This is a genomic window from Serratia sp. (in: enterobacteria) (genome assembly GCF_052400455.1).
Classification (GTDB): domain Bacteria; phylum Pseudomonadota; class Gammaproteobacteria; order Enterobacterales; family Enterobacteriaceae; genus Serratia; species Serratia ureilytica.
The window spans coordinates 882,114-906,941 of sequence record NZ_CP185812.1 but is presented as its reverse complement, the minus strand read 5'-3'; the positions used below and the strand labels follow the sequence as shown (position 1 = coordinate 906,941).

Annotated in this window: 25 protein-coding genes; 7 read left to right on the top strand and 18 right to left on the bottom strand. The window is 61.4% G+C overall.

Annotated elements, in window-relative coordinates; genetic code table 11:
* Positions 1-3 precede the first annotated feature (3 nt).
* Complete coding sequence (locus tag ACORQT_RS04265; protein ID WP_072628330.1) at positions 4-1,353, bottom strand: Na(+)-translocating NADH-quinone reductase subunit A; 1,350 nt, start codon at positions 1,351-1,353, stop codon at positions 4-6.
* Positions 1,354-1,905: 552 nt separating this feature from the next.
* Here ACORQT_RS04265 and dpaA point away from each other — a divergent pair.
* The gene (gene dpaA / locus ACORQT_RS04260) at positions 1,906-2,673 is read left to right on the top strand and encodes a peptidoglycan meso-diaminopimelic acid protein amidase (RefSeq protein ID WP_033641973.1); all 768 of its coding nucleotides are present in this window, start codon (positions 1,906-1,908) and stop codon (positions 2,671-2,673) included.
* Here the strand turns inward: dpaA and ACORQT_RS04255 are convergent.
* Together ACORQT_RS04255 and lpcA are read right to left on the bottom strand one after the other, a co-directional pair.
* Entirely contained in the window at positions 2,608-3,411 is an 804-nt protein-coding gene (locus ACORQT_RS04255; protein WP_019454310.1) for a class II glutamine amidotransferase, read from the bottom strand. The genes dpaA and ACORQT_RS04255 overlap by 66 nt on opposite strands.
* 103 nt (positions 3,412-3,514) lie before the next feature.
* The gene (gene lpcA / locus ACORQT_RS04250; RefSeq protein ID WP_004930220.1) at positions 3,515-4,096 is read right to left on the bottom strand and encodes a D-sedoheptulose 7-phosphate isomerase; all 582 of its coding nucleotides are present in this window, start codon (positions 4,094-4,096) and stop codon (positions 3,515-3,517) included.
* A gap of 246 nt (positions 4,097-4,342) precedes the next feature.
* Here lpcA and fadE point away from each other — a divergent pair, with 246 nt between their 5' ends.
* Together fadE and ACORQT_RS04240 are read left to right on the top strand one after the other, a co-directional pair.
* Complete coding sequence (gene fadE / locus ACORQT_RS04245; protein ID WP_004930218.1) at positions 4,343-6,799, top strand: acyl-CoA dehydrogenase FadE; 2,457 nt, start codon at positions 4,343-4,345, stop codon at positions 6,797-6,799.
* A gap of 289 nt (positions 6,800-7,088) precedes the next feature.
* A complete protein-coding gene (locus ACORQT_RS04240) occupies positions 7,089-7,241 on the top strand; it encodes a Hok/Gef family protein (RefSeq protein WP_072628333.1) in 153 nt (50 codons plus the stop codon).
* Positions 7,242-7,314: 73 nt separating this feature from the next.
* On the opposite strand, the gene ACORQT_RS04235 is transcribed toward ACORQT_RS04240, so the two are convergent.
* The 10 genes from ACORQT_RS04235 to mtnK form a co-directional block, all read right to left on the bottom strand.
* The gene (locus tag ACORQT_RS04235; protein WP_046688284.1) at positions 7,315-8,358 is read right to left on the bottom strand and encodes a HoxN/HupN/NixA family nickel/cobalt transporter; all 1,044 of its coding nucleotides are present in this window, start codon (positions 8,356-8,358) and stop codon (positions 7,315-7,317) included.
* A 40-nt stretch (positions 8,359-8,398) separates the two neighbouring features.
* The gene (gene yut, locus ACORQT_RS04230) at positions 8,399-9,376 is read right to left on the bottom strand and encodes an urea transporter (RefSeq protein ID WP_033651015.1); all 978 of its coding nucleotides are present in this window, start codon (positions 9,374-9,376) and stop codon (positions 8,399-8,401) included.
* A 19-nt stretch (positions 9,377-9,395) separates the two neighbouring features.
* A complete protein-coding gene (locus tag ACORQT_RS04225; protein WP_042783735.1) occupies positions 9,396-10,343 on the bottom strand; it encodes an urease accessory protein UreD in 948 nt (315 codons plus the stop codon).
* Entirely contained in the window at positions 10,340-10,975 is a 636-nt protein-coding gene (gene ureG, locus ACORQT_RS04220; protein WP_033651013.1) for an urease accessory protein UreG, read from the bottom strand. The genes ACORQT_RS04225 and ureG overlap by 4 nt, the downstream gene beginning before the upstream one ends.
* Positions 10,976-10,994: 19 nt before the next feature.
* Positions 10,995-11,681, bottom strand: a complete 687-nt coding sequence (locus tag ACORQT_RS04215; protein ID WP_444859322.1) for an urease accessory protein UreF — start codon at positions 11,679-11,681, stop codon at positions 10,995-10,997.
* Positions 11,678-12,274 carry an urease accessory protein UreE gene (gene ureE / locus ACORQT_RS04210; protein ID WP_047025806.1) on the bottom strand — a complete coding sequence of 199 codons (597 nt, stop codon included), beginning with the start codon at positions 12,272-12,274 and terminating at the stop codon, positions 11,678-11,680. Before ureE ends, ACORQT_RS04215 begins: the two co-directional genes overlap by 4 nt.
* A gap of 12 nt (positions 12,275-12,286) precedes the next feature.
* A complete protein-coding gene (locus tag ACORQT_RS04205; RefSeq protein ID WP_033641966.1) occupies positions 12,287-14,002 on the bottom strand; it encodes an urease subunit alpha in 1,716 nt (571 codons plus the stop codon).
* A gap of 3 nt (positions 14,003-14,005) precedes the next feature.
* A complete protein-coding gene (locus ACORQT_RS04200; RefSeq protein ID WP_033641965.1) occupies positions 14,006-14,452 on the bottom strand; it encodes an urease subunit beta in 447 nt (148 codons plus the stop codon).
* 55 nt (positions 14,453-14,507) lie between these two features.
* Positions 14,508-14,810, bottom strand: coding sequence for an urease subunit gamma (locus ACORQT_RS04195; protein ID WP_025160087.1), 303 nt, complete (start codon positions 14,808-14,810; stop codon positions 14,508-14,510).
* Positions 14,811-15,321: 511 nt separating this feature from the next.
* Positions 15,322-16,521, bottom strand: coding sequence for an S-methyl-5-thioribose kinase (gene mtnK, locus ACORQT_RS04190; RefSeq protein WP_072628337.1), 1,200 nt, complete (start codon positions 16,519-16,521; stop codon positions 15,322-15,324).
* Between the two features lie 146 nt (positions 16,522-16,667).
* Here mtnK and mtnA point away from each other — a divergent pair, with 146 nt between their 5' ends.
* Complete coding sequence (gene mtnA, locus ACORQT_RS04185; protein ID WP_069099966.1) at positions 16,668-17,696, top strand: S-methyl-5-thioribose-1-phosphate isomerase; 1,029 nt, start codon at positions 16,668-16,670, stop codon at positions 17,694-17,696.
* Positions 17,697-17,713: 17 nt separating this feature from the next.
* On the opposite strand, the gene ACORQT_RS04180 is transcribed toward mtnA, so the two are convergent.
* From ACORQT_RS04180 to ACORQT_RS04170, 3 genes are read right to left on the bottom strand one after another with little or no spacing between them, the layout of a single operon-like run.
* Complete coding sequence (locus tag ACORQT_RS04180; protein WP_072628338.1) at positions 17,714-18,256, bottom strand: 1,2-dihydroxy-3-keto-5-methylthiopentene dioxygenase; 543 nt, start codon at positions 18,254-18,256, stop codon at positions 17,714-17,716.
* The gene (mtnC, locus tag ACORQT_RS04175) at positions 18,253-18,942 is read right to left on the bottom strand and encodes an acireductone synthase (RefSeq protein ID WP_033651007.1); all 690 of its coding nucleotides are present in this window, start codon (positions 18,940-18,942) and stop codon (positions 18,253-18,255) included. Before mtnC ends, ACORQT_RS04180 begins: the two co-directional genes overlap by 4 nt.
* Positions 18,939-19,553 (bottom strand): methylthioribulose 1-phosphate dehydratase, encoded by a 615-nt coding sequence (locus ACORQT_RS04170; protein ID WP_072628339.1) that lies wholly within the window; start codon positions 19,551-19,553, stop codon positions 18,939-18,941. The genes mtnC and ACORQT_RS04170 overlap by 4 nt, the downstream gene beginning before the upstream one ends.
* A 164-nt stretch (positions 19,554-19,717) precedes the next feature.
* Here ACORQT_RS04170 and ACORQT_RS04165 point away from each other — a divergent pair, with 164 nt between their 5' ends.
* Genes ACORQT_RS04165 through ACORQT_RS04155 form a run of 3 tightly spaced genes read left to right on the top strand, consistent with a single transcriptional unit; the run spans position 19,718 to position 22,314 of the window.
* A complete protein-coding gene (locus ACORQT_RS04165) occupies positions 19,718-20,878 on the top strand; it encodes a pyridoxal phosphate-dependent aminotransferase (RefSeq protein WP_033641958.1) in 1,161 nt (386 codons plus the stop codon).
* Positions 20,866-21,639, top strand: a complete 774-nt coding sequence (locus ACORQT_RS04160; RefSeq protein ID WP_033641957.1) for an amidohydrolase — start codon at positions 20,866-20,868, stop codon at positions 21,637-21,639. Before ACORQT_RS04165 ends, ACORQT_RS04160 begins: the two co-directional genes overlap by 13 nt.
* A 39-nt stretch (positions 21,640-21,678) precedes the next feature.
* Positions 21,679-22,314: a LysE family translocator gene (locus tag ACORQT_RS04155; RefSeq protein WP_042783727.1), complete on the top strand. Its 636-nt coding sequence runs from the start codon at positions 21,679-21,681 to the stop codon at positions 22,312-22,314.
* A 14-nt stretch (positions 22,315-22,328) separates the two neighbouring features.
* On the opposite strand, the gene hpxK is transcribed toward ACORQT_RS04155, so the two are convergent.
* Together hpxK and ACORQT_RS04145 are read right to left on the bottom strand one after the other, a co-directional pair.
* The gene (hpxK, locus tag ACORQT_RS04150) at positions 22,329-23,573 is read right to left on the bottom strand and encodes an allantoate amidohydrolase (RefSeq protein WP_042783726.1); all 1,245 of its coding nucleotides are present in this window, start codon (positions 23,571-23,573) and stop codon (positions 22,329-22,331) included.
* Positions 23,570-24,814: a pyridoxal-phosphate-dependent aminotransferase family protein gene (locus ACORQT_RS04145; RefSeq protein ID WP_033641955.1), complete on the bottom strand. Its 1,245-nt coding sequence runs from the start codon at positions 24,812-24,814 to the stop codon at positions 23,570-23,572. The genes hpxK and ACORQT_RS04145 overlap by 4 nt, the downstream gene beginning before the upstream one ends.
* Positions 24,815-24,828 lie beyond the last annotated feature (14 nt).

Here is a 24,828-nt window from a genome sequence, read left to right as displayed (position 1 = left end):
CGGTTATCCTTCCTGCTCAATCTTGGTCAGCACCTCGCGCAGCACCGGCGCGTACTCATACTTGCCGGGGCAAACGAAGGTGCACAACGCCAGATCTTCCTCGTCCAGCTCCAGGCAGCCCAGCGCCTGCGCACTGTCGCTGTCGCCCGCCAGCAAATCGCGCAGCAGCAGCGTCGGCAAAATATCCAGCGGCATCACCCGCTCATAGTTGCCGATCGGCACCATGGCGCGTTCGCCGCCGTTAGTGGTGGTCGAGAAGGCGAACAGTTTGTTTTTCAGGAAGTGGCCCAGCGTGGTGCGGGTAATGGAGAACTTGTTCGGCGACGGCACGATCCAGCCGAACAGCTCTTTGTCGCGCCCTTCTTCCAGCACCGACACCTGCGAGTGGAAACGGCCCAGCCAGGCGTTCGGCCCGGCGGCCTGCATACCGTTCAGCACCGAACCGGAGATCACCCGGTTCTCGCCCTCTTTCAGGCGGCCGGCGGTCAGCTCATCGAGGCTGGCTCCCAGGCGGGTGCGCAGCAGCGTCGGCTGCGCCACCTGCGGCCCGGCCAGCGCCACGACCCGGCGGGTATCGAGCTTACCGGTGGTGAACAGGGTGCCGATGGCGATTGTGTCCTGGTAACCGATGTGCCAAACGGTTTTCTTCAGGCTGACCGGTTCAAGGAAGTGAATGTGGGTGCCCACCAGCCCGGCGGGATGCGGGCCGGCAAATTCGCTGTAGGCGATCTGCGGGCCGCTCTGCTGGCCAACCGAGGCGCCGGCGGCGTGGCATACGTGTACCTTGCCCGCCGTCAGACGCGCCAAGACCACCAGCCCGGCGTTGAACGCCGCCTGCTGTTCGGCGATGATCACCTGCGGATCGGCGGCCAACGGTTGGGTATCCATCGCGGTGACGAAAATGGCGCGCGGTTCGCTGCCGGGGCTTGGCGTTTTGCTGAACGGGCGGGTGCGCAGCGCGGTCCACAGGCCGCTGGCGATCAGTTCGCTTTCGACCTGTTCGCGCGGCAGTTGGCTGAGTTCACCCAACGGATAATGCGCAAACTCGAGCTGATCGTCGCCGCCGTTTTCCAGCGCAATCACCACCGATTGCAAGACGCGCCGCTCGCCGCGGTTAATCGCGACGATGCGGCCGCTGGCGGGAGCCGTGAAGAAAACCCCGGGGTTTTTCTTATCTTCGAACAACGCCTGGCCTTTCTTAACGGTATCGCCTTCCTGCACCAGCATGGAGGGACGCATTCCGACATACTCTTCCCCAAGCAGGGCGACATGCTGAATGTTCGGGCCATCTTGGATCGCCTGAACCGGGGCTCCGGCTATCGGCAGATCTAACCCTTTTCTGATCTTAATCATAGGATTTATACGATGTAGTTTGGTTTACACGTCTGACCGGCCCCAGAGGCGGGTGCTGACGATGCCAGGATTGCCGGGCAGTGCGCACAACGGCACGCCCAACATGAACTTTCTCGCAGTGAAAAACTGGGGTAACGCGCATTCCCTTGAATCCCCCTTCCGTTGTTTGCGCGACAGTCGATGTGTTAACGGCATGTAGCCAAATAACCATCAAAACGGCCGGGTTATATGCAATAACTCTTGCCGCTTCAATCGCCACAGCGCGTTAAATTGAAGAGAGAATATTAACATTGTTCGCAACATTGTTCTGCGTTCCGTCGTGACTTGTGTCAAGCAAACGCAATTAAATTTCGCCTGTTTTTCACTACTTATCGTTAAAATCTGCCGGTCATTTCACTTTTATCGAGCTTTGTCGTTTTTTTATACATATCACGTATTGCTAAAAATAAACGCGCTGGTAATCTGGCGGTGTTTTGCAGCAGTAAAAACAATAATCAGTGGCACGCTGGCCAATCTCATTGCGCCGGCAGATAAATATAAGCAGGAATAATAATGAGCAAAATCGCGCTGTTGTTTGCGATGCTTGTTTCTATGCCGATGATCACGGCCTGCAGCGCCAGCGAGCAGGTACCCGAAGCGCCGGTAGTTAAACAGCAATTATTGGGGTCGCCGGTCTATATTCAGATCTTCAAAGAGGAACGCAAGCTGGAATTGTATGCCAAAATGGGCAATGAATTCCGCTTGGTCAATACGTTCCCGATCTGTAATTTCTCCGGCGGGCTGGGTCCTAAACGTCGTGAAGGCGACTTTAAAAGTCCGGAAGGCTTTTATAGCGTTGACGCGCGCCATCTGAAACCCGACAGCAAGTATTATCGGGCGATCAATATCGGTTTCCCTAATGATTACGATAAGTCGCAGGGCTATTCCGGCGCTTATCTGATGATCCACGGCGAATGTAAATCGATCGGCTGTTACGCGATGACCAACACCTATATGGATGAGATCTATCGCTACGTCGAAGCCGCCTTCGCCTATGGCCAAAGCCGCGTCGACATCAGCATCTACCCGTTCCGCATGACCGAACAGAACCTGAAGCGCCATGCGTCATCCAGCTATATCGCCTTCTGGCGCCAGCTGAAGCCGGGCTATGATTACTTCGCGAAGAACCACCAGCCGCCGATGATGACCGTGGACAACGGCCAGTATGTGCTGGGTCAACCGTTGATGAGCAGCGGCCAGATGACGCAGTACGCGTCAACCAGCCCGACGCCCAACACCAATCCCTTCGCTCAGAACAAGCCGCTCACCGAAGTGAAATAACGCGAACTCGCCTGGCTCAATCTTGTGCCAGGTTTCGTTGGCGGTCAGCGGTTGGGTGGCGATCACCGTGACCACATCGTTCGGTGTGGTCTGCTGCTGAAAATCGATCTCCACGTCCTGATCCAGTAGCGTCGCCTTGCCGAACGGCGCGCGGCGCGTGATCCAATACAGGTTGGTGGAGCAATAGGCCATCACGAAGCGCCCATCTGACAACAGCATGTTAAATACCCCTTTCTTGCGCAGCTGGCTCGCCAACAGGCCGATATAGCGGAACACCGCCGGCCACTGGCTCGGGGTGCGCGGGTATTTCAGCGCCAGCTGATGCAGCAGCCAGCAAAACGCGTATTCGCTGTCGGTCTGGCCGACCGGGCGAAACGTTCCGGTATCCAGCTGGCGATAGCCTTTCAATTGGCCGTTGTGCGCGTAGGTCCAGTTGCGGCCCCACAGTTCGCGGGTAAACGGATGGGTGTTTTCCAGCGCCACTTCGCCGCGGTTGGCCTGGCGAATATGGGACACCACCGCGCAAGACTTGATCGGATAGTCCTGCACCAGGCGGGCGATCGGCGAGTTGAAGCTCGGCTGCGGATCCTTGAATGTGCGGCAGCCGTTCCCTTCATAGAAGGTAATGCCCCAGCCATCCTTATGCGGCCCGGTGCGGCCGCCGCGCTGTACCAGGCCGGTAAAGCTGAAGCAGATATCTGTCGGTACGTTTGCGCTCATCCCGAGCAGTTCACACATCGCCAGCACTCCTTAACCACACTGACATACGCTGTGCGGGCGCGGCATGCATGCGGCGCCCGCTGTCTTATTCCTGGGGGAGCCGCAGCCCCCCCGAAGGCTATCAAGCCTTAACCATCTCTTTTTCGATCAGCTGAATCAAGATGTGAATCGCTTTGATGTGGATTTCCTGAATGCGATCGGCGTAGCCGAAGTGCGGCACACGGATTTCCACATCGGCGGAACCCGCCATTTTGCCGCCGTCCTTGCCGGTCAGGGTGATCACTTTCATCCCCTTGGCACGCGCCGCGTCGATGGCCTTGATGATGTTGCCGGAGTTGCCGGAGGTGGAAATGCCCAGCAGCACGTCGCCTTCGCGGCCCACCGCTTCCACATAGCGGGAGAACACATACTCATAGCCGAAGTCGTTGCTGACGCAGGACAGATGGCTCACGTCCGAGATGGCAATCGCCGGGTAGCCCGGGCGGTTTTCACGGTAGCGGCCGGTCAGCTCTTCGGCGAAGTGCATCGCGTCGCAATGGGAACCGCCGTTGCCGCAGGAGATCACTTTACCGCCGGCTTTGAAGGAGTCCGCCAGCAGCACCGCCGCGCGTTGGATGGCGTCGATGTTGGCGTCGTCATTGATAAATTTCGCCAGGGTATCAGCCGCTTCGTTCAGTTCACTGCGAATAAGGTCGTGGTACATGAGGAACCTCTTGTTATCGTCAAATCTTCCGCTCCGCAGTGTACCGGATCGCGGAAACAGCGAGAAGCATTCTCAGCCAAACAGCGCGCCGGTTAAGGAAGCGGAGAGGTTTTTGATGATTGGTGCTGTCAGTTTGTGACCTGAGTTGTAATTAAACTGTAAACGCATTGATAAAAATTCTGCCTTGTACTAAAACCTATTACATACACACAACAGGTCAGACCTCTTACTACTTCGGAGCTTCTTATGATGGTTCTTAGTATTGTCGTTTTACTGGCTCTCCTCGGCGTGGTGTTCTACCACCGAGTGAACCTTACCCTCAGCAGCCTGATCCTGGTAGCGTACACCGCCGCCATGGGCGCGATCGGCCTGTGGAGCTTCTGGCTGTTGCTGCCGCTGGCGATCGTGCTGCTGCCGCTGAACCTTTCCTCTGTGCGTCGCTCTCTGCTCTCCGCGCCGGCGCTGCGCGCCTTCCGCAAGGTGATGCCGCCGATGTCCACCACCGAGAAGGAAGCGATCGACGCGGGCACCACCTGGTGGGAAGGCGATCTGTTCCGCGGCGCGCCGGACTGGAACAAGCTGCACAGCTACCCGAAACCGCGCCTGACGGAAGAAGAGCAGGCGTTTATCGACGGCCCGGTGGAAGAAGCCTGCCGCATGGCCAACGACTTCCAGATCACTCACGAACTGGCCGATCTGCCGCCTGAACTCTGGGCGTACCTGAAAGAACACCGTTTCTTCGCGATGATCATCAAGAAAGAGTACGGCGGTCTGGAATTCTCCCCTTACGCTCAGGCGATGGTGCTGCAAAAACTGGCCGGCGTTTCCGGCATCCTGGCGATCACCGTCGGCGTGCCGAACTCCCTCGGCCCAGGCGAACTGCTGCAGCATTACGGTACCGAAGAACAGAAAAACCACTATCTGCCGGGCCTGGCGCGCGGCGACGAGATCCCTTGCTTCGCGCTGACCAGCCCGGAAGCGGGTTCCGATGCCGGTGCCATTCCAGACGTGGGCACCGTGTGCATGGGCGAATGGCAAGGCAAGCAGGTGCTGGGCATGCGCCTGACCTGGAACAAGCGCTACATCACGCTGGCGCCGGTCGCCACCGTACTGGGTTTGGCATTCAAACTGCATGACCCGAACCGCCTGCTGAGCGACAACGAATCCCCGGGCATCACCTGTGCGCTGATCCCGACCAGCACGCCGGGCGTGGAAATCGGCAACCGCCACTTCCCGCTGAACGTGCCGTTCCAGAACGGCCCGACCCGCGGCACCGACGTGTTCGTGCCGATCGATTACATCATCGGCGGCCCGAAAATGGCCGGCCAGGGCTGGCGCATGCTGGTTGAATGCCTGTCGGTCGGTCGCGGCATCACCCTGCCGTCCAACTCCACCGGCAGCCTGAAATCCATCGCCCTGGCGACCGGCGCCTACGCGCACATTCGCCGTCAGTTCAAGATCTCCATCGGTAAAATGGAAGGGATCGAAGAGCCGTTGGCGCGCATCGCCGGCAACACCTATGTGATGGACGCCGCCGCTTCGCTGATCACCTACGCGCTGGTGCAGGGCGAGAAACCGGCCGTGCTGTCGGCCATCGTCAAATACCACTGTACGCACCGCGGCCAGCAGTCGATCGTTGACGCCATGGACATCGCCGGCGGTAAAGGCATTATGCTGGGCGAATCCAACTTCCTGGCTCGCGCTTATCAGGGCGCACCGATCGCCATCACGGTGGAAGGCGCGAACATCCTGACCCGCACCATGATGATCTTCGGTCAGGGCGCGATCCGCTGCCATCCTTATGTGCTGGATGAAATGGCGGCGGCGCAGAACAACGATCTGAACGCCTTCGATAAATCGCTGTTCGGCCACCTGGGCCACGTCGGCAGCAACAAGGTACGCAGCTTCTGGCTGGGCCTGACCAACGGCCGCACCAGCGCCACGCCGACCAAGGACGCGACCCGTCGTTACTATCAGCAGTTGAACCGCCTAAGCGCCAACCTGGCGTTGCTGTCGGACGTTTCCATGGGCGTGCTGGGCGGCAGCCTGAAGCGCCGCGAGCGCATCTCCGCTCGCCTGGGGGATATCCTCAGCCAGATGTACCTGGCTTCCGCCGTGCTGAAACGCTTTGACGACGAAGGCCGTCAGAAAGAAGATCTGCCGCTGGTGCATTGGGGCGTGCAAGACAGCCTGCATAAAGCCGAACAGGCGCTGGATGATCTGCTGCGCAACTTCCCGAACCGCTTTATCGCCGGCGCGCTGCGCTTCGTGGTCTTCCCGTTCGGCCGCGTGCATACCGCTCCGTCCGATCGCCTGGATCATCAGCTGGCCAAGATCCTGCAGGTGCCTTCCGCCACCCGCAGCCGTCTGGGACGCGGCCAGTACCTGACGCCGAGCGAGCATAACCCAATCGGTCTGCTGGAAGCGGCGCTGGCCGACGTGATGGCCGCCGAGCCGATTCACGAACGCCTGTGCAAGGCGGCCGGCAAAAACCTGCCGTTCACCCGTCTGGATCGTTTGGCGGAGCGCGCGCTGGAAGAAGGCAAGATCAGCGCCGACGAAGCGAAGATCCTGGTGAAAGCCGAAGAGAGCCGCCTGCGCTCCATCAACGTGGACGACTTTGCGCCGGATGCGCTGGCGGCCGCCAAGCCGGAAAAGCCGGCGGCGCAGTCTAAGCGCCAACAGCAGACCGAAGCGGCTTAACGCCAATTCCTACTCCACGCATCCAAGGGGCGATCATCATCGCCCCTTTTTCTTTTCTTGCATCACGAACTGCGCACCGCGCCGCAGGTTGGCGCAACGGCGGATTTCACGGGAAGGAAGTTCGGGTAGACTGCGCAGCGGGTGCTCTGGATCTTTCTGTCCGGAGCCTTGGCAAAGGAGAGAAAGAGAAAGGCCCCGAGTCGATATTATCAACCCGAGGCCACTCTGATGCCAAGCAACATCAGGTTAGCCTCTTACCCGCCGCAAGGCAAGGATAGGGAGGTCAAAAATGCAGCAAAAACGGGTCATGCTTAAGCTGGTGATCGTCTGTATGACGCTGATCGCGTTCATCTGGCTAACCCGCGGTTCGCTGTGCGAACTGCGCATCAGGTTGGGAGACTCGGAGGTTGCGGCCACTTTGGCTTACGAATCCGAACGGTAAGGCAACCCAACGGCGGGGTTCGCCCCGCCCGTTGGCTGATGGTGTCAGGCAGGATCCACGAGCACCCGCCTTTTCAGCCGCTGACCGTCAGCTTGTCATAACCGCGCAGGCGGTAATTCACCACCGACACCAGCCAGCAGAAAATGAACACGGCGATCACCCAATAGCCCATCTCCCCCAGATGATCGTTGAGCCGCGCCACGGCGTCCCACAGCGGGCCGGACAGCGCCAGCTTGTCGGCGATAAGTCCGAGCGCTTCGATGCCGCCGATAAACACCGCGATGATCACCGACGCCGCCGTGATGGTCATGTTGTAGTACAGTTTGCGGATCGGTTTGGAGAACGCCCAGCCGTAAGCGCCAATCATCACGAAGTTGTCGATGGAGTCGATCAGCGCCATGCCGGCGGCGAACAGCGCCGGGAACAGCATGATGCTCCACAGGTTCATGCCGTGGCCGGCGCCGGCAGCCGAAATCCCCAACAACCCGACCTCGGTGGCGGTGTCGAAGCCCAGGCCAAACAAGAAGCCCACCAGGTACATGTGCCAGCTCTGATTCACCAGCCTGAACAGCGGGCGGAAGCAGCGCGCCAGCGCACCGCCGCCGCTCATCAACAGATCCAGCGATTGATGCGCAGGCAGCTCGCCCGCCTTCACCTGCCGGAAAGCGCGCCACACGGAGATCAGCACCAGCAGGTTGATAAAGGCCACCGTCAGCAGAAACAGCGCGGACACCAGCGTGCCGATCAAACCGCCGGTTTCGTGAAACCAGCCCATCTGTCGGCTGAACATCATCGCCGTGGCGGCAATGGCGGCCGAGGCCAGCACCACGATGGTCGAGTGGCCGAGCGAGAAGAAGGTGCCGACCGCCACCGGCGTTTTGCCCTGTTGCATCAGCTTGCGGGTCACGTTGTCGATCGCGGCGATGTGATCGGCATCCACCGCATGGCGCAGACCAAAACTGTAGGCCAGCAAGGCGGTGCCCATCAGCGCCGCATTGTCTTTGAACACCGCCAGCGCCAGCAGCCAGACAACGACGTTGACCGCCACCAGCCCCAGCAGCAGGGATACCGCCCGCCGCCGGGCCGCGCCATGCAATCCTTCGGAAATTACCGCCATACCCACACTCCCGTTTTCTCGTTATGTTGAAATCAATGGATTAGCGCCGCGCCGCGATCACCGCCGGATTGGCGCTCAAAAACAGCCAGGACGCGATCACGAACGGCATGGTCAGCGACGGCATCCCCAGCGGAGCCAGCAAGGTATTGAAAGCCCCCTGCACCAGCACCGTGAAAATCACGCCGAGCAGCGTATAGATAAGCACCCGCCGGCCGGGCGGGTTGAAGACGGAACCCAGCGCCACCGCCGTCAGCACCGCGCTGAAAGCATACAGCCCGGCGAAGACCGCCTGCGGATCGGCGCCGATCGCCAGCGCGGTGATCACCGCCAGCAAGGCGCCGAAAAAACCCAGCGCCATCGCGCGCGGCGACGAAACCGCCAGCCCGAGCAACAGCAGCACGCCGCCGCTCACGCTGCTGCACAAAAAGACCTGGGAGACGCCGTGCAACGCACCGCTCAACACCTCCGCCAGGTCGGGATGCGGGTTGAACACCGCGCCGTCGGCCGGGATGGCCGCCGGCGGCAACCGCACATGCCGCAGATGGCTGAACGGGTAGCTGGCCAGCAGCACCGTCCAGGTGGTCAGCACGAAAGGCGCGGTCAGCGCCGCGATCTTCCAGGTACGCAGCAGCCGATTGAGGCCGACGGTGACGATCACCGAGATCGCGCTGCTGAAGATCACGCCGATCCACAGCCAGACAGAGGGCAGCAAAAAGGTCGGCAGCGCGGCGCCGACCAGGCAGCCGTTGTAGCCATAGAGACCGGTGCGCAACGCTGCGCGATCGTCCACCAACCACGCCGCGCTGAGCGTCGCCGCCGCCGTACCCAGCAGGCAGCCGAAGGCCACCTGCGGCAGCCCCTCTTCCCAGGCGCCCACGAAAATGGCGATGAAAAACAATAATCCGGTCAAAGGGTTATTTTGAAACATCACCTGCGAACAGCCGCGCAGCACCGCATCCGTCACCGCCGCTATTCGGCTGCGGGCGCACAACGCCGCCCAACTCCACTTTGTCGTCATGACCGCTTCCCGCTGCAGACTAGCGCCAGATAAAAGGCTCGGGCAGCGTCACGCCCAAGATTTCCTCCCGGGCGACGCGCCAGAAAGCGCGAATCGCCGCCTTCACCTGGCGCGCCTCTTTGCCCAAAGCCTTAAAGATCAGCCCGCACTCATTGGGCAACCGGCTGACGCCGCTGGCGATCCCCTCAGCCTCGTCATAGCGGGGCGCGATGCGATCGAGGATCCGCTGATGATGCTCGGGCGGCGTCAGCAGGATCACATTGCCGAACACATCGAACGGCCCCATCACGCCGACCCCGTTCAGCGGGTGTTTATGCGGTTCCAGCACATAGCGCTCGACAAACAGCATGTTGCCCTCGGGGCGACAGGCGCTGATGCGCGAAGAGTAAACGTCGAATCTGAAACCGCGATCCGCCTGATGGTGTTTGCGCCCCGACATCAGGATCTCGCCATAGAGCAGCGTCGCCGTGGGGTGCAGCGTAATGCGGGTATCGGTAATGAAGCGCGAGCCGCAGTGAGGGATCACCGGATCGGGCATCATCTCCAGATAGCTGCCCTCTTCGAGCGTCAGCGTCTGCATCTGCGCCGCGTAATTATTTTCCATGGCGTGGATCTTGGTCGCCGATTGAGTGGTGACATGCCCGCAGGCCCGGGGGGCGACCTGCACCTCGAGCGTCAGGCGATCGCCCTGCAAGATGCAGCCCGAGGTGGAGATGACGAATACGCACGGCATCTGCGGCAGCGCCTCGTCCCAATACAGCGCCCGCTGCACCAGAAATGGCACGCGCCGCTCCATTTGCCGCAGCACGCTGCGATGCCCGTTCAGCGCGAACCCCAGCCGCAGATAGCCGGTTTTGCCCACGCCGCCGCTGGCCATCTGCGGCGGTTCGTCCTGGTAGGCGGCCAACTCCGGCGCGTCGGCGCCGAGTTGCGCCACGCGCCTCGCCGCTTCGCTGACGGCCGTCATAACGCCGCCGACGGCGCGTGGGTGAACAGGAAATCACGCATGATCATGTCCACCAGTTCGTCGATGCCTTCGCCGGTTTTGCAGTTGGTGAGGATATAAGGCCGCTCGCCGCGCACCACGCGCGTATCGTGTTCCATCACCGCCAGGCTGGCGCCGACGTACGGCGCCAAATCGATTTTGTTGATCACCAGGATGTCGGCCTGAACCAGGCCCGGGCCGTTTTTGCGCGGGATCTTTTCCCCTTCGGCGACGTCGATAACGTAGATGTAAAAGTCCGCCAGCGCCGGGCTGAAGGTCAACGTCAGGTTATCGCCGCCGCTCTCGATCATCACCACGTCGCTGTCCGGGAAACGGGCCTCCATCTCCTCCACCGCGGCGATATTCATGCTCGGATCCTCGCGCACCGCGGTATGCGGGCAGGCGCCGGTTTCCACGCCCAGAATTTTCTCCTCGTCGAGGATCCCCTTGAGCGTGCGCTTGACCTGTTTGGCGTCTTCGGTAGTGACGATGTCGTTGGTGATGATTAACGGGCTGATGCCCCGTTCGATCAGACGCGGCGTAATGACTTCGATAATCGCGGTCTTGCCCGAGCCTACCGGGCCGCCGATGCCAATGCGGGTAATTTTCTTCACTCTGCTCGTTCCTTTATCATTAGTTGCTGAACAGTCGGGTAAATGCGCCGACGTGCAGCGCGGCCAGGACGTCGGTCACCGGCGCGTAAGAGGCCATTTGTTCAACGCCGCCGCGTTCGGCTTCGTCACAAAAAACGTCGATGTCCCGGTTGAGTTGAAACAGGATGCGTTGGGTGTCGATATGGGTGACGCGCATCAGGCGCATGGCGGCGCTGAGAATGGTCATCGCCACGCCGTACTGATGCATCACCGCCACCTCGCGCGGCCCCGCGCCCAGCGCCGTCATCACTACCGCCTGCGTCACCGGATAGGTGCCGGCGGCGCGGCCGGTTTTGATCTGCTCAAGCCACCAGACCACCTGGAGCTCATCACAGATGGCCGCCGTCATTTCCGCCAGCTTCTTTCCCATCCTCACCACCATGCTGCGGCCTTCTTCATTCAGCTTGCGGTTGAACAGCGCCCAGTCGTGCCCGATAACCGCCTCGCGATCGCCCCCCTGCAGCGCCCGGCAGGCCGCCGCGACCGCCCGGCCGTCGCCGCCCGCCGCCTGTTGCAAAGCGGTGCGGGTGAACGATTTCAGCGTGTCGACATCGCGCACGATGCCGGCCTGGATCGCCGACTCGACGCCATTGGAAAAGGCAAACGCCCCCACCGGCAGCACCGAGTCGGCAAACTGCAGGATACGAATCAGCTGAACAGCGTTCATTTCAATTTGATCACATGCTGACCGAGGAATGGGCTGTCAACATGCACATGGGTCGCGGAATCCTCCGCGCCGCCGAACAGCAGGCGCGCTTCGGGCTGGGTCAGATGCGGCAAAATGCTTTCGCCCTTCACGAACGAATAAGGCAGCGCATGAAAGCCGTGGGTTTTCATCACCGAATCCATCACCTTGGTCGCCACCGTCAGCGGAATAAAGATGCGATTCCCTTTGATGACCGATTTCCAGTGCTGATTGCCCAGCGCATGCCCCAGTTCGAACGCGGTCTTCAGCACCGTCGCTATATCGGTCGCCAGCAGCGACTCAAGATGGATTACCATCACATCGCGCAGGTTCATCTGCACCACCACCGCGCTACGGTTCGCTTCGTCCCAGAGCAACACGTCGCCGTCGGCCAGCACCTGGTGACGATCGAGGGAAATACCGAGGTCCTGGCCGTCGCGGGTGGTTTTGCGGCAGCGGCTTTTCTGCGCCTCCCACTGCGAGAGCGCCAGCACGTCCAGCGAGGCGTGTTGCAAGCGCTCACGCCAGTCGGCATCCCGTTTGATATTGCCGAGTATCTTTTCAATCACGATCATGAGCGGCGGTTCCTAGCTGAAAAAGTAGCGTTGATTAAGCACGGCGGTGGCGATCGGTTTCACCGTGGCGTGTTCGCCGTTGACCTTGACGGCGAAGGTTTCGGGGTCCACCTCGATATGCGGCGTTTCCGCGTTGCGCACCATGTCCTGCTTGGAGATCGCGCGGCAGTTATGCACTGCCATCACCTGCCGCTCCAGCCCCAGTTTCTCTTTGATGCCGTCATGCAACGCCGCGCCGGAGACGAAGGTGACGCAGGTTTCCTGCAGCGATTTGCCCATGGCGCCGAACATCGGTCGGTAGAACGTGGGCTGCGGCGTCGGCAACGACGCGTTGGGATCGCCCATCACCGCCCAGTTAATCATCCCGCCCTTGATCACCAGCTTCGGCTTGGCGCCGAAGAAGCGCGGCTCCCACAACACCAGATCGGCCATCTTGCCGACCTCGACCGAACCCAGCACGTGGCTGATGCCCTGCGCGATCGCCGGGTTGATGGTGATCTTCGCCACGTAGCGCAGCACGCGGAAGTTATCGTGTTCCGCCGCATCTTCCGGCAGCTTGCCGCGCGCGGCTTTCATCGCGTGCGCCGTCTGCATCACCCGCAGCCAGTTTTCGCCAACCCGCCCCATCGCCTGGGAGTCGCTGGAAAACATCGACAGCACGCCCATGTCGTGCAGCACGTTTTCCGCGGCGATGGTTTCCGGCCGCACCCGGCTTTCGGAAAACGCCACGTCGGCCGGCACATTGGGGTTGAGGTTGTGGCACACCATGATCATGTCGAACAGTTCGGCCTGACTGTTGATGCCGAACGGCAGCGTGGGGTTGGTGGAGCTCGGCAAGACGTTCATCTGCGCGGCAACCTTGATGATATCCGGCGAGTGCCCGCCGCCGGCGCCTTCGGTGTGGAAGGTGTGGATAGTGCGCCCTTCGAAGGCGTCGATGGTGTCCTCGACGTAGCCGCCCTCATTCAGGCTGTCGGTATGCACCGCCACCTGAATATCCATGTCGTCGGCCACCCGCAGCGCGTGGCGCAGCGCGGAGTTGGTGGCGCCCCAGTCCTCATGCACCTTCAACCCGGCCACGCCGGCGGCGATCTGTTCGACCAGCGGCGCAGCGTGCGAAGCGTGCCCCTTGCCGAGCATCCCCACGTTGACCGGCATGCTCTCAAAGGCGCGCAGCATGCGGTGGATATGCCAGGGCCCGGCGGTCACCGTGGTGCCGTTGGAACCGTCGGTCGGCCCGACGCCGCCGCCGAAGAAGGTCGTCACGCCGTTGGAGAGCGCATGTGCGGCCTGCTGCGGCGAAATGAAATGAATGTGCGTATCGATGCCGGCGGCGGTCAGGATCAGGTGTTCGCCCGAGATGGCGTCGGTGCTGACCCCCACCACCATGCCGGGCGTGACGCCGTTCATCATCGCCGGGTTGCCGCTTTTGCCAATGCCGGCGATCAGGCCGTTTTTAATGCCGACGTCCGCCTTGATCACCCCTTGCCGGGCGTCCAGAATGGTCACATTGGTAATGACCAGGTCCAACACATTGTCGCTGGTTAATCGGTTATCGGCGCCCATGCCGTCGCGCAGCGACTTACCGCCGCCGTAGACCGATTCCTCACCGTAACCGCGCAGATCTTTTTCTATTTCAATAAACAGTTGCGTATCGCCCAAGCGAATTTTATCGCCGGTGGTCGGGCCGAACAGCCCGGCATATTCCTGCCTGGAGATCGTTGGCATGCTTTATTCCTCGTCCGTCTTGATGGGCGCCTGATCGCGGTTTTTATAACCCAGCTCAATAGCTCGCTTGACATCTATAGTTTTCTTTACTCTTTCACCGGCGGCTACCGGGCTGTCGCCCGCCCAACCGTCCACCAGATTATTAAAACCATAAACCGTTTGCTTGCCGCCGATGGCAATAAGCGCCACCTCGATTTCATCGCCGGGTTCAAAACGGATCGCCGTCGTGGCGGTGATATTTAACCGTTTGCCAAAGGCGGCGGCGCGATCGAACTGCAGCGCTTTGTTGGCTTCGAAGAAATGAAAGTGTGAGCCGACCTGAATAGGCCTGTCGCCGGTGTTGCGCACCGTTAAAATAACCGTCTCGCGATCTTCATTGAAGGTGATGGGACTTTCGGACAGGATATAGCCGCCTGGCGGCACGTGCTTTTCTTTGTCATGCTTTTTCATCGGAATACCTGTGCTGATAAGATTCGTCCATGGGATTCAGGAAGGCCATCGGCGCTTATTGAATAGGATCGTGCACCGTCACCAGGCGGCTGCCGTCGCTGAATATCGCCTCGACCTGCACATGCGGGATCAAGTCCGCCACGCCGTCCATGACGTCATCGCGGCTCAAAACCTGCCGCGTGTCGTTCATGACTTCTTCCAGCGTTTTTCCCTCGCGGGCGCCCTCCAGCGCCGCGGTGGTAATAATGGCCACCGCCTCGGGATAATTAAGCTTTATCCCTCTGGATTTTCGTTTTAATGCGACGTCAGCCAGGGTATAGACCATCAGCTTTTCGATTTCTCTTGGCGTTAATTGCATGGAGCACTCCGATCTCGATAGAAATAATCAGACAAAGTGAGGCCAAAGGTTACTTATAGTTAATAACCTTGCGTTATTTATTTACGATTGTCCGACACTCGAATAATCTAGGGGGTAATATTGAGATAATCAACCCGCTGCTTTATTCAAACCCGAGCATGAGCTATCCCATTTACTAAAAAAGTAACGGCGACGTGATAGTTTTTATCGATAAAAAGTCTTTTTTCATCTTCCCACTCCCACAATAAAACGATCAAAAAAAGAACGGATGGCGTTTTTTTATTTTAATTACCGTCATGAAAGCCAGATAAATAAGCACTGTCCTTATGGATGGCATTAATATTAAAGACATGTAACCAACGGTCAGAAAATATAATTAAATTTACAAATAAGACGCGAGTGAAAATACCTTTTTAGTTAAAAACAATTTATCTATTCTGTTACTGATGCCAATAAGTTATTAAAAAAAAACCCGGCCGCAGCCGGGTTTGCCTCATTACTGTCGGGCTCTTCAGCCTTGCTGACGAATGCGCGCCAACAGCGCGTCGATATGCTCGATCTGTGGCGCATTGACGATCAGCGTGCGCCCCAAACCCAGCGCATGACGCTGACAGTCGAGGCGCATGTCGGCGTCGGCGATGCTGTCCAGATCGGCGACGTGCGCCAGGCCGATAGTGCGCCGAATCAGCTCGGCGCCGCAGTACCCTACCGCATCAATCCAGACCAGCTGCAGGAACTGCTCGGCGTAACCCGGCGTCGCCAGCGCCGCATCACGGCTTTGCTGATGGCACAGCGCCAGGAAACGATCGGCAAAGATCAGCCACAGCTCGCGCACATCCTGCAGACGCTGCTCGCGCCCGGCGGCGGCGTCGCGCGGCCCGAACAGCCCAGGCTGGCCGCAATAGTTGAGCAGCAGATTGCCTAACGCAGTGCCGACATCGAAACCGATCGGGCCGTAGAAACCGAATTCAGCGTCGATCGCTTTCAATCGCCCTTCCGCCACGAAAATTGAACCGCTGTGGATATCCCCGTGCAACAACGCCTCCGCCTTGCTGAGAAAGCGGTGTTTCAGGCCGGCGACCGCCAGCTTCAGCGGCGCATCCTCACGCAGCGCCTGCACCTGCGGCAACAGCGCCGCCTCGAACTGATTGCGCTCATGGTCGATATAGGGATCGGTAAAGAACAGATCTTCGGTGATCTGGCACAGCTCGGGGTTGGTGAAGCGGCTGACTTCCGCTTTTTTCTGCTGCGCCGACTGATAAAAATCGGAGGTGTGGAACAGCGTCTGCGCCAGGTATTCCGCCAGCTGACCGGCCGCCAGCGGATGATAGTTCCCCTGCACCAGTTCGCTGCGCCAGATGCGATGATCGGAGAGATCTTCTTGCACCATCACCGCCAACTCGGGATCGTGGTGCAGGACTTTTACCGTATGTCGCGGGCAGAAACCGCCGTGGATCAACAGCGTTTCCGCTTCGATGCGCGCCCGATCCAGCGTCAGCGGCCAGGATTCGCCCACGCAGCGCACGTACGGCAACGCCTGTTTGACGATCACCCGGCTCACGCCTTCGCGATCGCGGATCTTGAACACCAGGTTCAGGTTGCCGTCGCCGATCTCGTCGGCGCTGACCAGCGCCTGCGGATCGGCCACCTGCCCGTATTGGCGGGCGTATTCAACGGCATCGGCAGCCGTAAACGTACGATAAAGCGACATTCCCCAACCCCTCTGTTCTCTCTCGCTGCCCCCAGCGATTCTGTTTATTTAGACGTAAAAGCATTTGGACGTCTATACATCTGGAAGTCATGTTGGCAGAATAGCGTTTCAGATGCAATAACCTCGCAACAAGGAATTAACCGCCGATGCAAGCGCTTAACACCACCAGTTTGACCCTGCGGGACAACCGCCTTTGGATCCTCGATCAGCAAGCCCTGCCGCAGGAAAAGCGGTGGCGCGCCTGCGACAGCGTGGAGGAGTTGGTCGGGCACATTCACAGCCTGCGGGTGCGCGGCGCGCCGCTGATCGGGCTGTCCGCCAGCCTGCTGTTGGCGCTGCTGGCGGAACGCGGTGTGCCGCGCGCCGAGCTGGAACAGGCGCTGCACACGCTGCGCGCCGCCCGCCCGACGGCGGTTAACCTGATGAACAATCTGGATCGCATGAAGCTGGCGCTGGCGGAGCCGGACTGGGCGCCGGCGATGGTGAACGAAGCGCTGCGGCTGGTGGAGGAAGATCGCCGGCTGTGCGATCGCATCGCCGATCACGGCGCTGGGCTGGTCAAGCCCGGCAGCCGCCTGCTGACCCACTGCAATACCGGCGGGTTGGCCACCGCCGGCGTCGGCACCGCCATCGGCGTGCTGCTGCGTGCCCACCAGCAGGGCAAAGTGCAACAGGTATGGGTTGATGAAACCCGGCCGCTGCTGCAGGGCGGCCGTCTGACCGCCTGGGAACTGGGCGAGCTGGGCATTCCCTATCGCCTGATCTGCGATTCGATGGCCGCCAGCCTGATGGCGCAGGGCCAGGTCGATGCGGTGTGGGTCGGCGCGGATCGCATCGCTGCCAACGGCGACGTCGCCAACAAGATTGGCACTTACAGCCTGGCGGTGCTGGCGCACTACCATGGCATTCCATTCTATGTGGCTGCCCCGCATACCACCCACGATCCGCACTGTCCGGACGGCGCCGCCATCCCGATCGAGCAACGCGCGGCGGCCGAAGTCACCGGCGTTTCAGGCAGTTTCGGCGCCTGCCAGTGGGCGCCGGCCGATGCGCCGGTCTGCAATCCGGCGTTCGACGTCACGCCGGCCAAGCTTATCAGCGGGTGGGTGTTCGACAGCGGCGTGATCACGCCGCAGCAGGTTGAAGCGGGGATTTTCCAGCGGGCGCTGGGTTAACGCCCGCCGGTTGACGATCAGTCCAGACGCGGATAGGCATCGGCGATCGTGTCGCCGGTGAAATGCGCCACCCAGCCTTCCGGGTTGTCAAATACCCGGATCGCGGTAAAGTGCGGCGCCGAGCCCATATCGAACCAGTGACGGGTGTTGGCCGGCACCGAGATCAGATCGTTCTTTTCGCACAGGATCTGGAAGATCTTGCTGTCCAGATGCAGGCAAAACAGCCCCGCCCCTTCAACGAAAAAGCGGACTTCATCCTCGCCGTGCGTGTGTTCGGACAGGAATTTTTCGCGCAGCGCCTGACGCTGCTCGTGGTCCGGCCGCATGCTGATCACGTCCCAACTCTGGTAGCCCTTTTCCGCCACCAGCCGGTCGATCTCATGCTGGTAGGCGGCGATCACCGCCTCCGGCTGCGGGTTGTCGCCCAACTCGCGATCCGCCTGCCAACGCTCAAAGCGCACGCCGATCTGCGCCAGCTGGCGCTGGATTTCCTGCGCGTCGCGGCTCTGCCACAGCGGCTGCTGCGGTGCTGTATCACTGAAAATGGTCAATCCACTCATGAGACAAACTCCCCTAAATCGATGTGATCAAAACGGCTGACCTGCGGATGCCGGCTCTGTGCGTCCGCCTCATCGCGGATCAGCTGGCAGGTATGCCAGCCGGCGGCCTGCGCGGCGTCCAGCTCCTGGTGAATATCGGACAGGAACAGCAGTTCGTCGGGCGCGATGCCGATAGCCTGCGCGATGTTGCGGTACGACGCGGTTTCACGCTTGGCGCCGACGCGGGTGTCGAAATAGCCGCTGAACAGCGGCTGCAGATCGCCGGCGTCGCTGTGGCCGAACAGCAGCTTTTGCGCCTCCACCGAACCGGAGGAATAAACGTAAAGCTTCAGCCCCTGGCGCTGCCAGGCGGCCAACTGCCCGGCGACCTCCGGATAAAGATGTCCGCAGAAGTCGCCCTCGCGATAGCCGCTGCGCCAGATGATGCCCTGCAGCGCCTTGAGCGCGGTGGATTTGCGATCTTCATCCATAAAGCGATACAGCGCGGCGATCAGCGCATCGAGATCCGCCTGCGGCTGGTCAATTTCAGCGCGCAGCGCCGCCAACGGCGCGGCGACTTCGCTCTCCGTGGCGTGACGGCGTACAAAATCCGCCAGCCGCTCGCGGGCATAGGGAAACAGCACCTGATGCACGAAGCGAATATCGCTGGTGGTGCCTTCAATATCGGTCACGATAGCGCGGATCATTTCGCCTCCAGCAAGCGACGTTGCAGTTCACACTGGAACAGGAATTCCAGCCCTTCGAGATGGCGGCGGGCTTCCGCCACCTGACTTCCCCAGCAATAGAGACCGTGGCCGCGCACCAGAAAACCGTACTGCAGCGGCGTGACCTCGGCATAGGCCGCGACGTGCGACGCCAGCCGGGGAATGTCCTGATCGTTATCGAAAATAGGGATCGCCACGCTGTCCAGGTGGCTGCGCTGACCGGCGAGCGACTTTTGCATTTCGTACCCCTGCAGCACCAACGCATCGCCGCGTTCCACCCGCGACAACACGGTGGCGTTGACGGAATGGGTATGCAACACCGCGCCAAGGTGCGGGTACAAGCGATAGAGCAGCGTATGCAGCCCGGTTTCCGCCGACGGCGTACGGCCGCTCGGCACGTGATTGTCAGCGATATCCACGCGCAGAAAATCGGCGGCGCTCAGACTCCCTTTGTCTTTGCCGGACTCGGTGACCAGGCACTGGCGTTCGTCGAGGCGCAGCGACATGTTGCCGCCGGTCGCCGGACACCAGCCTTTGTCGCCAATCCAGTGGCAGGCCGCCAGTAATGCGGTAAGTTGCGGATTCTCCGTCATTGTTATCGTTTCCCGTTCGGTATAGCGGTCAGCAGGTGAGGCTTAGCCGGCTGCGCGACAGGCTAAGCACTTTTTCGCATTTAGCCATCTAAGCGTCTTGATTGCCAAATACTAGCATCGTGTTATATTGACGGCAATATAAGCGCCTGGAGTATTCACCTGCTATGAGCACTTCCGCATTGATTCCCGACAGTAAACTGCCTGCCCTGGGCACCACCATCTTCACCCAGATGAGCGCGCTGGCGCAGCAGCATCAGGCGATCAACCTGTCGCAGGGCTTCCCTGATTTTGACGGGCCGGACTACCTGAAAGCACGCCTGGCCTGGCACGTCGCCCAGGGCGCCAACCAATATGCGCCAATGACCGGCGTGGCGGCGCTGCGCGAAGCCATCGCCGACAAAACCGCCGAGCTGTATGGCTGGCAGCCGGATGCCGGCAGCGAAGTGACCGTCACCGCCGGTGCCACCGAAGCGCTGTTCGCCGCCATCACCGCGCTGGTGCGCCCCGGCGATGAGGTGGTCTGTTTCGATCCGAGCTACGACAGCTACGCGCCGGCGGTGACGCTGGCCGGCGGCGTACTCAAACGCCTCGCCCTGCAGCCGCCCGCATTTGCCGTGGATTGGCAACGGTTCGCCGCCGCGCTGTCGCCGCGCACCCGTCTGGTGATCGTCAATACGCCGCACAACCCGTCCGCCACCGCCTGGCAGGCGGAAGACATGCAGCAGCTGTGGCACGCCATCGCCGAGCGCGAGATCTACGTGCTCAGCGACGAAGTCTACGAACACATCTGCTTCGCCAAAGGCGGGCACGCCAGCGTGTTGGCCCACCCACAATTGCGCCAACGGGCGATCGCAGTGTCCTCCTTCGGTAAAACCTTCCACATGACCGGCTGGAAAGTGGGTTACTGCGTGGCGCCCGCCGCGCTGAGCGCCGAGGTGCGCAAGGTGCATCAATACCTGACCTTCTCGGTCAACACCCCGGCGCAGCTGGCGCTGGCGGATAGCCTGCGCGCCGAGCCGGAGCACTGGCGACAGTTGCCGGCATTCTACCGCGCCAAGCGCGACCGCTTCGTGCAAGCGCTGGCGAGCAGCCGACTGGAAATTTTACCCTGCGCCGGTACATACTTCTTGCTGGCGGACTACAGCGCCATCTCCGATCTGGACGATGTGGCGTTCTGCCATTGGTTAACCGAGCACGTGGGCGTGGCGGCCATTCCGCTGTCGGTCTTCTGTGCCGATCCTTTCCCCCATAAATTGATCCGGCTGTGCTTCGCTAAACAGGACGCCACGCTGGATGCAGCTGCGGAGCGGTTATGTCGACTTTAAAAATTACCCTGTTGCAGCAACCGCTGGTCTGGCGCGACGGCCTCGCTAACCTGGCCGCCTTCGACGCGTTGCTGGCGCCGATCGTCGGGCGCGATCTCATCGTCTTGCCGGAAATGTTCACCACCGGTTTTGCCATGGATGCCGGCGAGAGCGCCCTGCCCGAACAGCAGGTGATCGACTGGCTGCACGGCTGGGCGGTGAAAAGCCACGCGTTGATCGGCGGCAGCGTGGCGCTGAAAACCGCCGAAGGCGCGGTCAATCGCTTCCTGCTGGTGGAGCCGGGCGGCCAGGTGCATGCCTATGATAAACGCCATCTGTTCCGCATGGCCGGCGAACACCTGCACTATCAGGCCGGCAACCGGCGCGAAATCGTCGAGTGGCGCGGCTGGCGCATTCTGCCGCAGATCTGCTACGACCTGCGTTTCCCGGTCTGGGCGCGCTATCAGCAGGATTACGATCTGGCGCTGTACGTCGCCAACTGGCCGGCGCCGCGCAGCCGCCATTGGCAAACGCTGCTGGCGGCGCGGGCGATTGAAAATCAGGTGTATGTGGCGGGCTGCAACCGGGTGGGCGATGATCCGAACGGCCTGAACTACAGCGGAGACAGCCTGATCATCAGCCCGCAGGGCGAGATCCTGGCGGATGCCGAGCCCGGCGCAGCCGCGCGGCTGGACGCCGAGCTGTCGCTGGAAACCCTGCAGAGTTACCGCAGCGCCTTCCCGGCCTGGCGCGATGCCGACAGCTTTCTGCGTCTTGACTGAATTCCCGGCACCTTAGCCGATAACGCAAGGAGAAGTGATATGGATATGACGACACTCTTGCTCTATATCGTGGCCGTCGCGGCGGTCACCATTACGCCGGGCCCAACCATGCTGTTGGCGCTCAATAACGGCGCAACCAAAGGCAAACGCGTCGCCGCCTGCGGCATTGCCGGTGCGGCGCTGTCCGACCTGCTGTTGATCGGTGCCGTCGGCTGCGGCTTAGGGGCAATACTGCAAGCTTCCGAACTGCTTTTCACGCTGGTCAAATGGGCCGGCGCCGCTTATTTGTTCTATCTAGCCTGCCAACTGTGGCGCGCGCCGCTTGGCACCCCGCAGGCAGCACAGAACGCGATGCCCGGCGCCCGCAACGGCCGCGCCGCGTTTATGCGCTCGCTGCTGGTCGCACTCTCCAATCCCAAAGGACTGCTGTTCTTTTCCGCCTTTCTGCCGCAGTTCATCCAGCCAGCGGGCGACGTAGCGCTGCAATACGTGATTCTCGCTTTGGTGACCGCCCTGATCGATATCGCTCTGATGAGTCTCTACGCGCTTGGCGGCCACCATGCTATGCGTATATTTTCCGGCCGCACTCTGCGCTGGCTAAACCGCACCTGCGCCGGACTGCTGGCCGGATTGGCCATCGCCCTGAGCTTCTATCGTCGTAACGCGTCATCTTAGGAAGTCTCATACCCTCATCTTAGCTCCCAGCCGGCGATCGTCAGGCAATAGGCCTGGATCGCCAGCGCTACGTCAGCCTGCCGCACCGCTTCAGCCGGATGATGGCTGACGCCGCCGGCGCAACGCACGAACAGCATGCCGACCGGCCATTGCGCCGCCACGGCGATGGCGTCATGACCGGCGCCGCTCGGCAGCGCCAGACTCTGCCCCTGTACCTGCTCGACGGCTGCCTGCCAGCGGCGCTGCAGATCGCTATCGCAGGCGGTGGCGTCAATGCGGTAAAACTCCTCGCTGGCGAAGCGCGCTCCACGGCGTGCGCAGATCGTCTGCGCCTGCGCCAGCAACGTCGCCAACAGCGCCGCCAGTGGCGCATCCTGCGGGCCGCGCACGTCGAGCGTCAATCGCACTTCGCCCGGGATCACGTTGGCCGCGCCCGGCAGGCTCTCGATGCAGCCGACGGTGGCCACCAGATGCGGATCGGCGGCGCGGGTCAACGTTTCAACCGCCGTTATCCATTCCGCCGCGGCCGCCAGCGCGTCTTTGCGCTGCCCCATCGGCACCGTACCAGCATGGCCCGCTTCTCCGCTAAAGACGCAGTTAAGCCGACGCGCGCCGTTGATCGCCGTCACCACCCCCAGCGCCAGGTCGGCCGCCTCCAGACATGGGCCCTGTTCGATATGCAATTCCAGATAAGCGCGGATTTCCTGCGGCGCGCGGCGCGCCTGCGCGATCGCCGTCGGCTCCAGTCCGAAGTCGCGCATGGCCTGCGCGATGCTCACCCCGTCCGCGTCAGTCTGCGCCAGCCATTCCTGCGGCCATTGGCCGGTCAAGCCGCGGCTGCCCAGCAACGTCACGCCAAAGCGAGCGCCCTCTTCGTCGGCAAAGCCGATCACCTCCAGCGCCAGCGGCAAACGGCGCCCCTGGCGATGGTATTGCGCCACCGTTTCCAGCGCCGTGAGCACGCCGAGCATGCCGTCATAGCGCCCGGCGTTGCGCACCGTGTCCAGATGCGAACCGAGCAGCAGCGCGGGGGCGCCGGGCGTTAGCCCTTCATAACGGCCACAGATATTGCCGACGCTGTCTTGCCACACCCGCATGCCGCTCTCGCGCATCCATTCGCCCACCAGAACGTTGGCGCGCCGATGTTCCGCAGACAGATAAAGACGCGTCAGTTTACCGGGCTCCGCGCTGATCGCCGCCAGCTCGTCACAGCGCGCCATCACCCGCGCGGCGGCCTGCTGCGCCTCCTGCGGCGTCATTCTGGCCGTCCTGCATCGTACAGGTTCCAGGCCGCCTGGAGGGCCTCCCCCTGTTGCGTGGCGAAGCCCAACCGGTTCAACACCGCCTCCAGCGCCGCCAGCGTTTGCAGCACGCAATCTTTGCGCGCGTTGTAGCCCATGGTGCCGATGCGCCAGATCTTGCCCTGCAGCGGGCCGAACGAGGTGCCGATTTCGATAGCGAAATCGTTCAGCATCATCTGCCGCACCTGCTCGCCGTGCACCTGCGGCGGGATCATCACGCCGAGCACGTTATTCATGCGGTGCTCGAGATCGCCGAACACCGCCAGCCCCATGCCTTGGATGCCCGCCAGCATCGCCGCGCCGTGCAGCCGGTGGCGGGCAATGGCCTGATCCAGCCCTTCCTCGAGGATCACCCGCGCGCATTCTCGCGCCGCGAACAACATGCTGGTGGCTTCGGTATGGTGATTCAGGCGTTCCGGCCCCCAATAATCCATGATCATGCCGAGGTCGAAATAGTTGGAGTAGATCATCTCGTCGTCGCCGTCGGCATGTTCGGCGGTGCGGATCCCCTCCTCCACGCATTTGCGACGGCGCACGATCTCTTCAAACTGCGGGCTGAGGGTGACCGGCGAACTGCCGGAAGGGCCGCCCAGGCACTTCTGCAGCCCGGCGGAGACCGCATCCAGCCCCCAGGCGTCGGTCTCCAGCGGGTTGCCGCCAAAGGACGCCGTCGCATCGGTATAGAACAGCACGCCGTGGCGGCGGCAGATATCGCCCAGCTCATGCAGCGGCTGCAGCATGGTGGTGGACGTGTCGCCCTGCACCGTCAGCAGCAGGCGCGGGCGCACCCGCTTAATCGCGTCTTCGATGCGATCGGCGCTGAACACCTCGCCCCACGGCGCGTCGATCGTGTGTACCTCGGCGCGACAACGGCGGGCAATTTCGCACAGCAGATGTCCGAAGCGGCCGAATACCGGCACCAGCACCTTATCGCCCGGACGAATGGCGGAAACCAGCAGCGCCTCGATGCCGGCGCGCGAGGTGCCGTCCACCAGCATCGTCCAGCGGTTTTCGGTGCGGAACAGCGCGCGATACAGCGCCATGACCTGATTCATGTAACCGGTCATTGCCGGATCGTACTGGCCGATCAGTTGGCTCGACATGGCGCGCAGCACGCGCGGATCGGCGTTGATCGGCCCCGGCCCCATCAACAGGCGCGCCGGCGGGTTAATCTGTTCGAACTGCGGAGTAGTTAGCATGTTATTTCCTTACC

What these genes read in the sequence shown, in the direction of transcription:
- ACORQT_RS04265 (WP_072628330.1), bottom strand. Translation starts at nt 1,353, where the DNA reads ATGATTAAGATCAGAAAAGGGTTAGATCTGCCGATAGCCGGAGCCCCG.
- dpaA (WP_033641973.1), top strand. Translation starts at nt 1,906, where the DNA reads ATGAGCAAAATCGCGCTGTTGTTTGCGATGCTTGTTTCTATGCCGATG.
- ACORQT_RS04255 (WP_019454310.1), bottom strand. Translation starts at nt 3,411, where the DNA reads ATGTGTGAACTGCTCGGGATGAGCGCAAACGTACCGACAGATATCTGC.
- lpcA (WP_004930220.1), bottom strand. Translation starts at nt 4,096, where the DNA reads ATGTACCACGACCTTATTCGCAGTGAACTGAACGAAGCGGCTGATACC.
- fadE (WP_004930218.1), top strand. Translation starts at nt 4,343, where the DNA reads ATGATGGTTCTTAGTATTGTCGTTTTACTGGCTCTCCTCGGCGTGGTG.
- ACORQT_RS04240 (WP_072628333.1), top strand. Translation starts at nt 7,089, where the DNA reads ATGCAGCAAAAACGGGTCATGCTTAAGCTGGTGATCGTCTGTATGACG.
- ACORQT_RS04235 (WP_046688284.1), bottom strand. Translation starts at nt 8,358, where the DNA reads ATGGCGGTAATTTCCGAAGGATTGCATGGCGCGGCCCGGCGGCGGGCG.
- yut (WP_033651015.1), bottom strand. Translation starts at nt 9,376, where the DNA reads ATGACGACAAAGTGGAGTTGGGCGGCGTTGTGCGCCCGCAGCCGAATA.
- ACORQT_RS04225 (WP_042783735.1), bottom strand. Translation starts at nt 10,343, where the DNA reads ATGACGGCCGTCAGCGAAGCGGCGAGGCGCGTGGCGCAACTCGGCGCC.
- ACORQT_RS04215 (WP_444859322.1), bottom strand. Translation starts at nt 11,681, where the DNA reads ATGAACGCTGTTCAGCTGATTCGTATCCTGCAGTTTGCCGACTCGGTG.
- ureE (WP_047025806.1), bottom strand. Translation starts at nt 12,274, where the DNA reads ATGATCGTGATTGAAAAGATACTCGGCAATATCAAACGGGATGCCGAC.
- ACORQT_RS04205 (WP_033641966.1), bottom strand. Translation starts at nt 14,002, where the DNA reads ATGCCAACGATCTCCAGGCAGGAATATGCCGGGCTGTTCGGCCCGACC.
- ACORQT_RS04200 (WP_033641965.1), bottom strand. Translation starts at nt 14,452, where the DNA reads ATGAAAAAGCATGACAAAGAAAAGCACGTGCCGCCAGGCGGCTATATC.
- ACORQT_RS04195 (WP_025160087.1), bottom strand. Translation starts at nt 14,810, where the DNA reads ATGCAATTAACGCCAAGAGAAATCGAAAAGCTGATGGTCTATACCCTG.
- mtnK (WP_072628337.1), bottom strand. Translation starts at nt 16,521, where the DNA reads ATGTCGCTTTATCGTACGTTTACGGCTGCCGATGCCGTTGAATACGCC.
- mtnA (WP_069099966.1), top strand. Translation starts at nt 16,668, where the DNA reads ATGCAAGCGCTTAACACCACCAGTTTGACCCTGCGGGACAACCGCCTT.
- ACORQT_RS04180 (WP_072628338.1), bottom strand. Translation starts at nt 18,256, where the DNA reads ATGAGTGGATTGACCATTTTCAGTGATACAGCACCGCAGCAGCCGCTG.
- mtnC (WP_033651007.1), bottom strand. Translation starts at nt 18,942, where the DNA reads ATGATCCGCGCTATCGTGACCGATATTGAAGGCACCACCAGCGATATT.
- ACORQT_RS04170 (WP_072628339.1), bottom strand. Translation starts at nt 19,553, where the DNA reads ATGACGGAGAATCCGCAACTTACCGCATTACTGGCGGCCTGCCACTGG.
- ACORQT_RS04165 (WP_033641958.1), top strand. Translation starts at nt 19,718, where the DNA reads ATGAGCACTTCCGCATTGATTCCCGACAGTAAACTGCCTGCCCTGGGC.
- ACORQT_RS04160 (WP_033641957.1), top strand. Translation starts at nt 20,866, where the DNA reads ATGTCGACTTTAAAAATTACCCTGTTGCAGCAACCGCTGGTCTGGCGC.
- ACORQT_RS04155 (WP_042783727.1), top strand. Translation starts at nt 21,679, where the DNA reads ATGGATATGACGACACTCTTGCTCTATATCGTGGCCGTCGCGGCGGTC.
- hpxK (WP_042783726.1), bottom strand. Translation starts at nt 23,573, where the DNA reads ATGACGCCGCAGGAGGCGCAGCAGGCCGCCGCGCGGGTGATGGCGCGC.
- ACORQT_RS04145 (WP_033641955.1), bottom strand. Translation starts at nt 24,814, where the DNA reads ATGCTAACTACTCCGCAGTTCGAACAGATTAACCCGCCGGCGCGCCTG.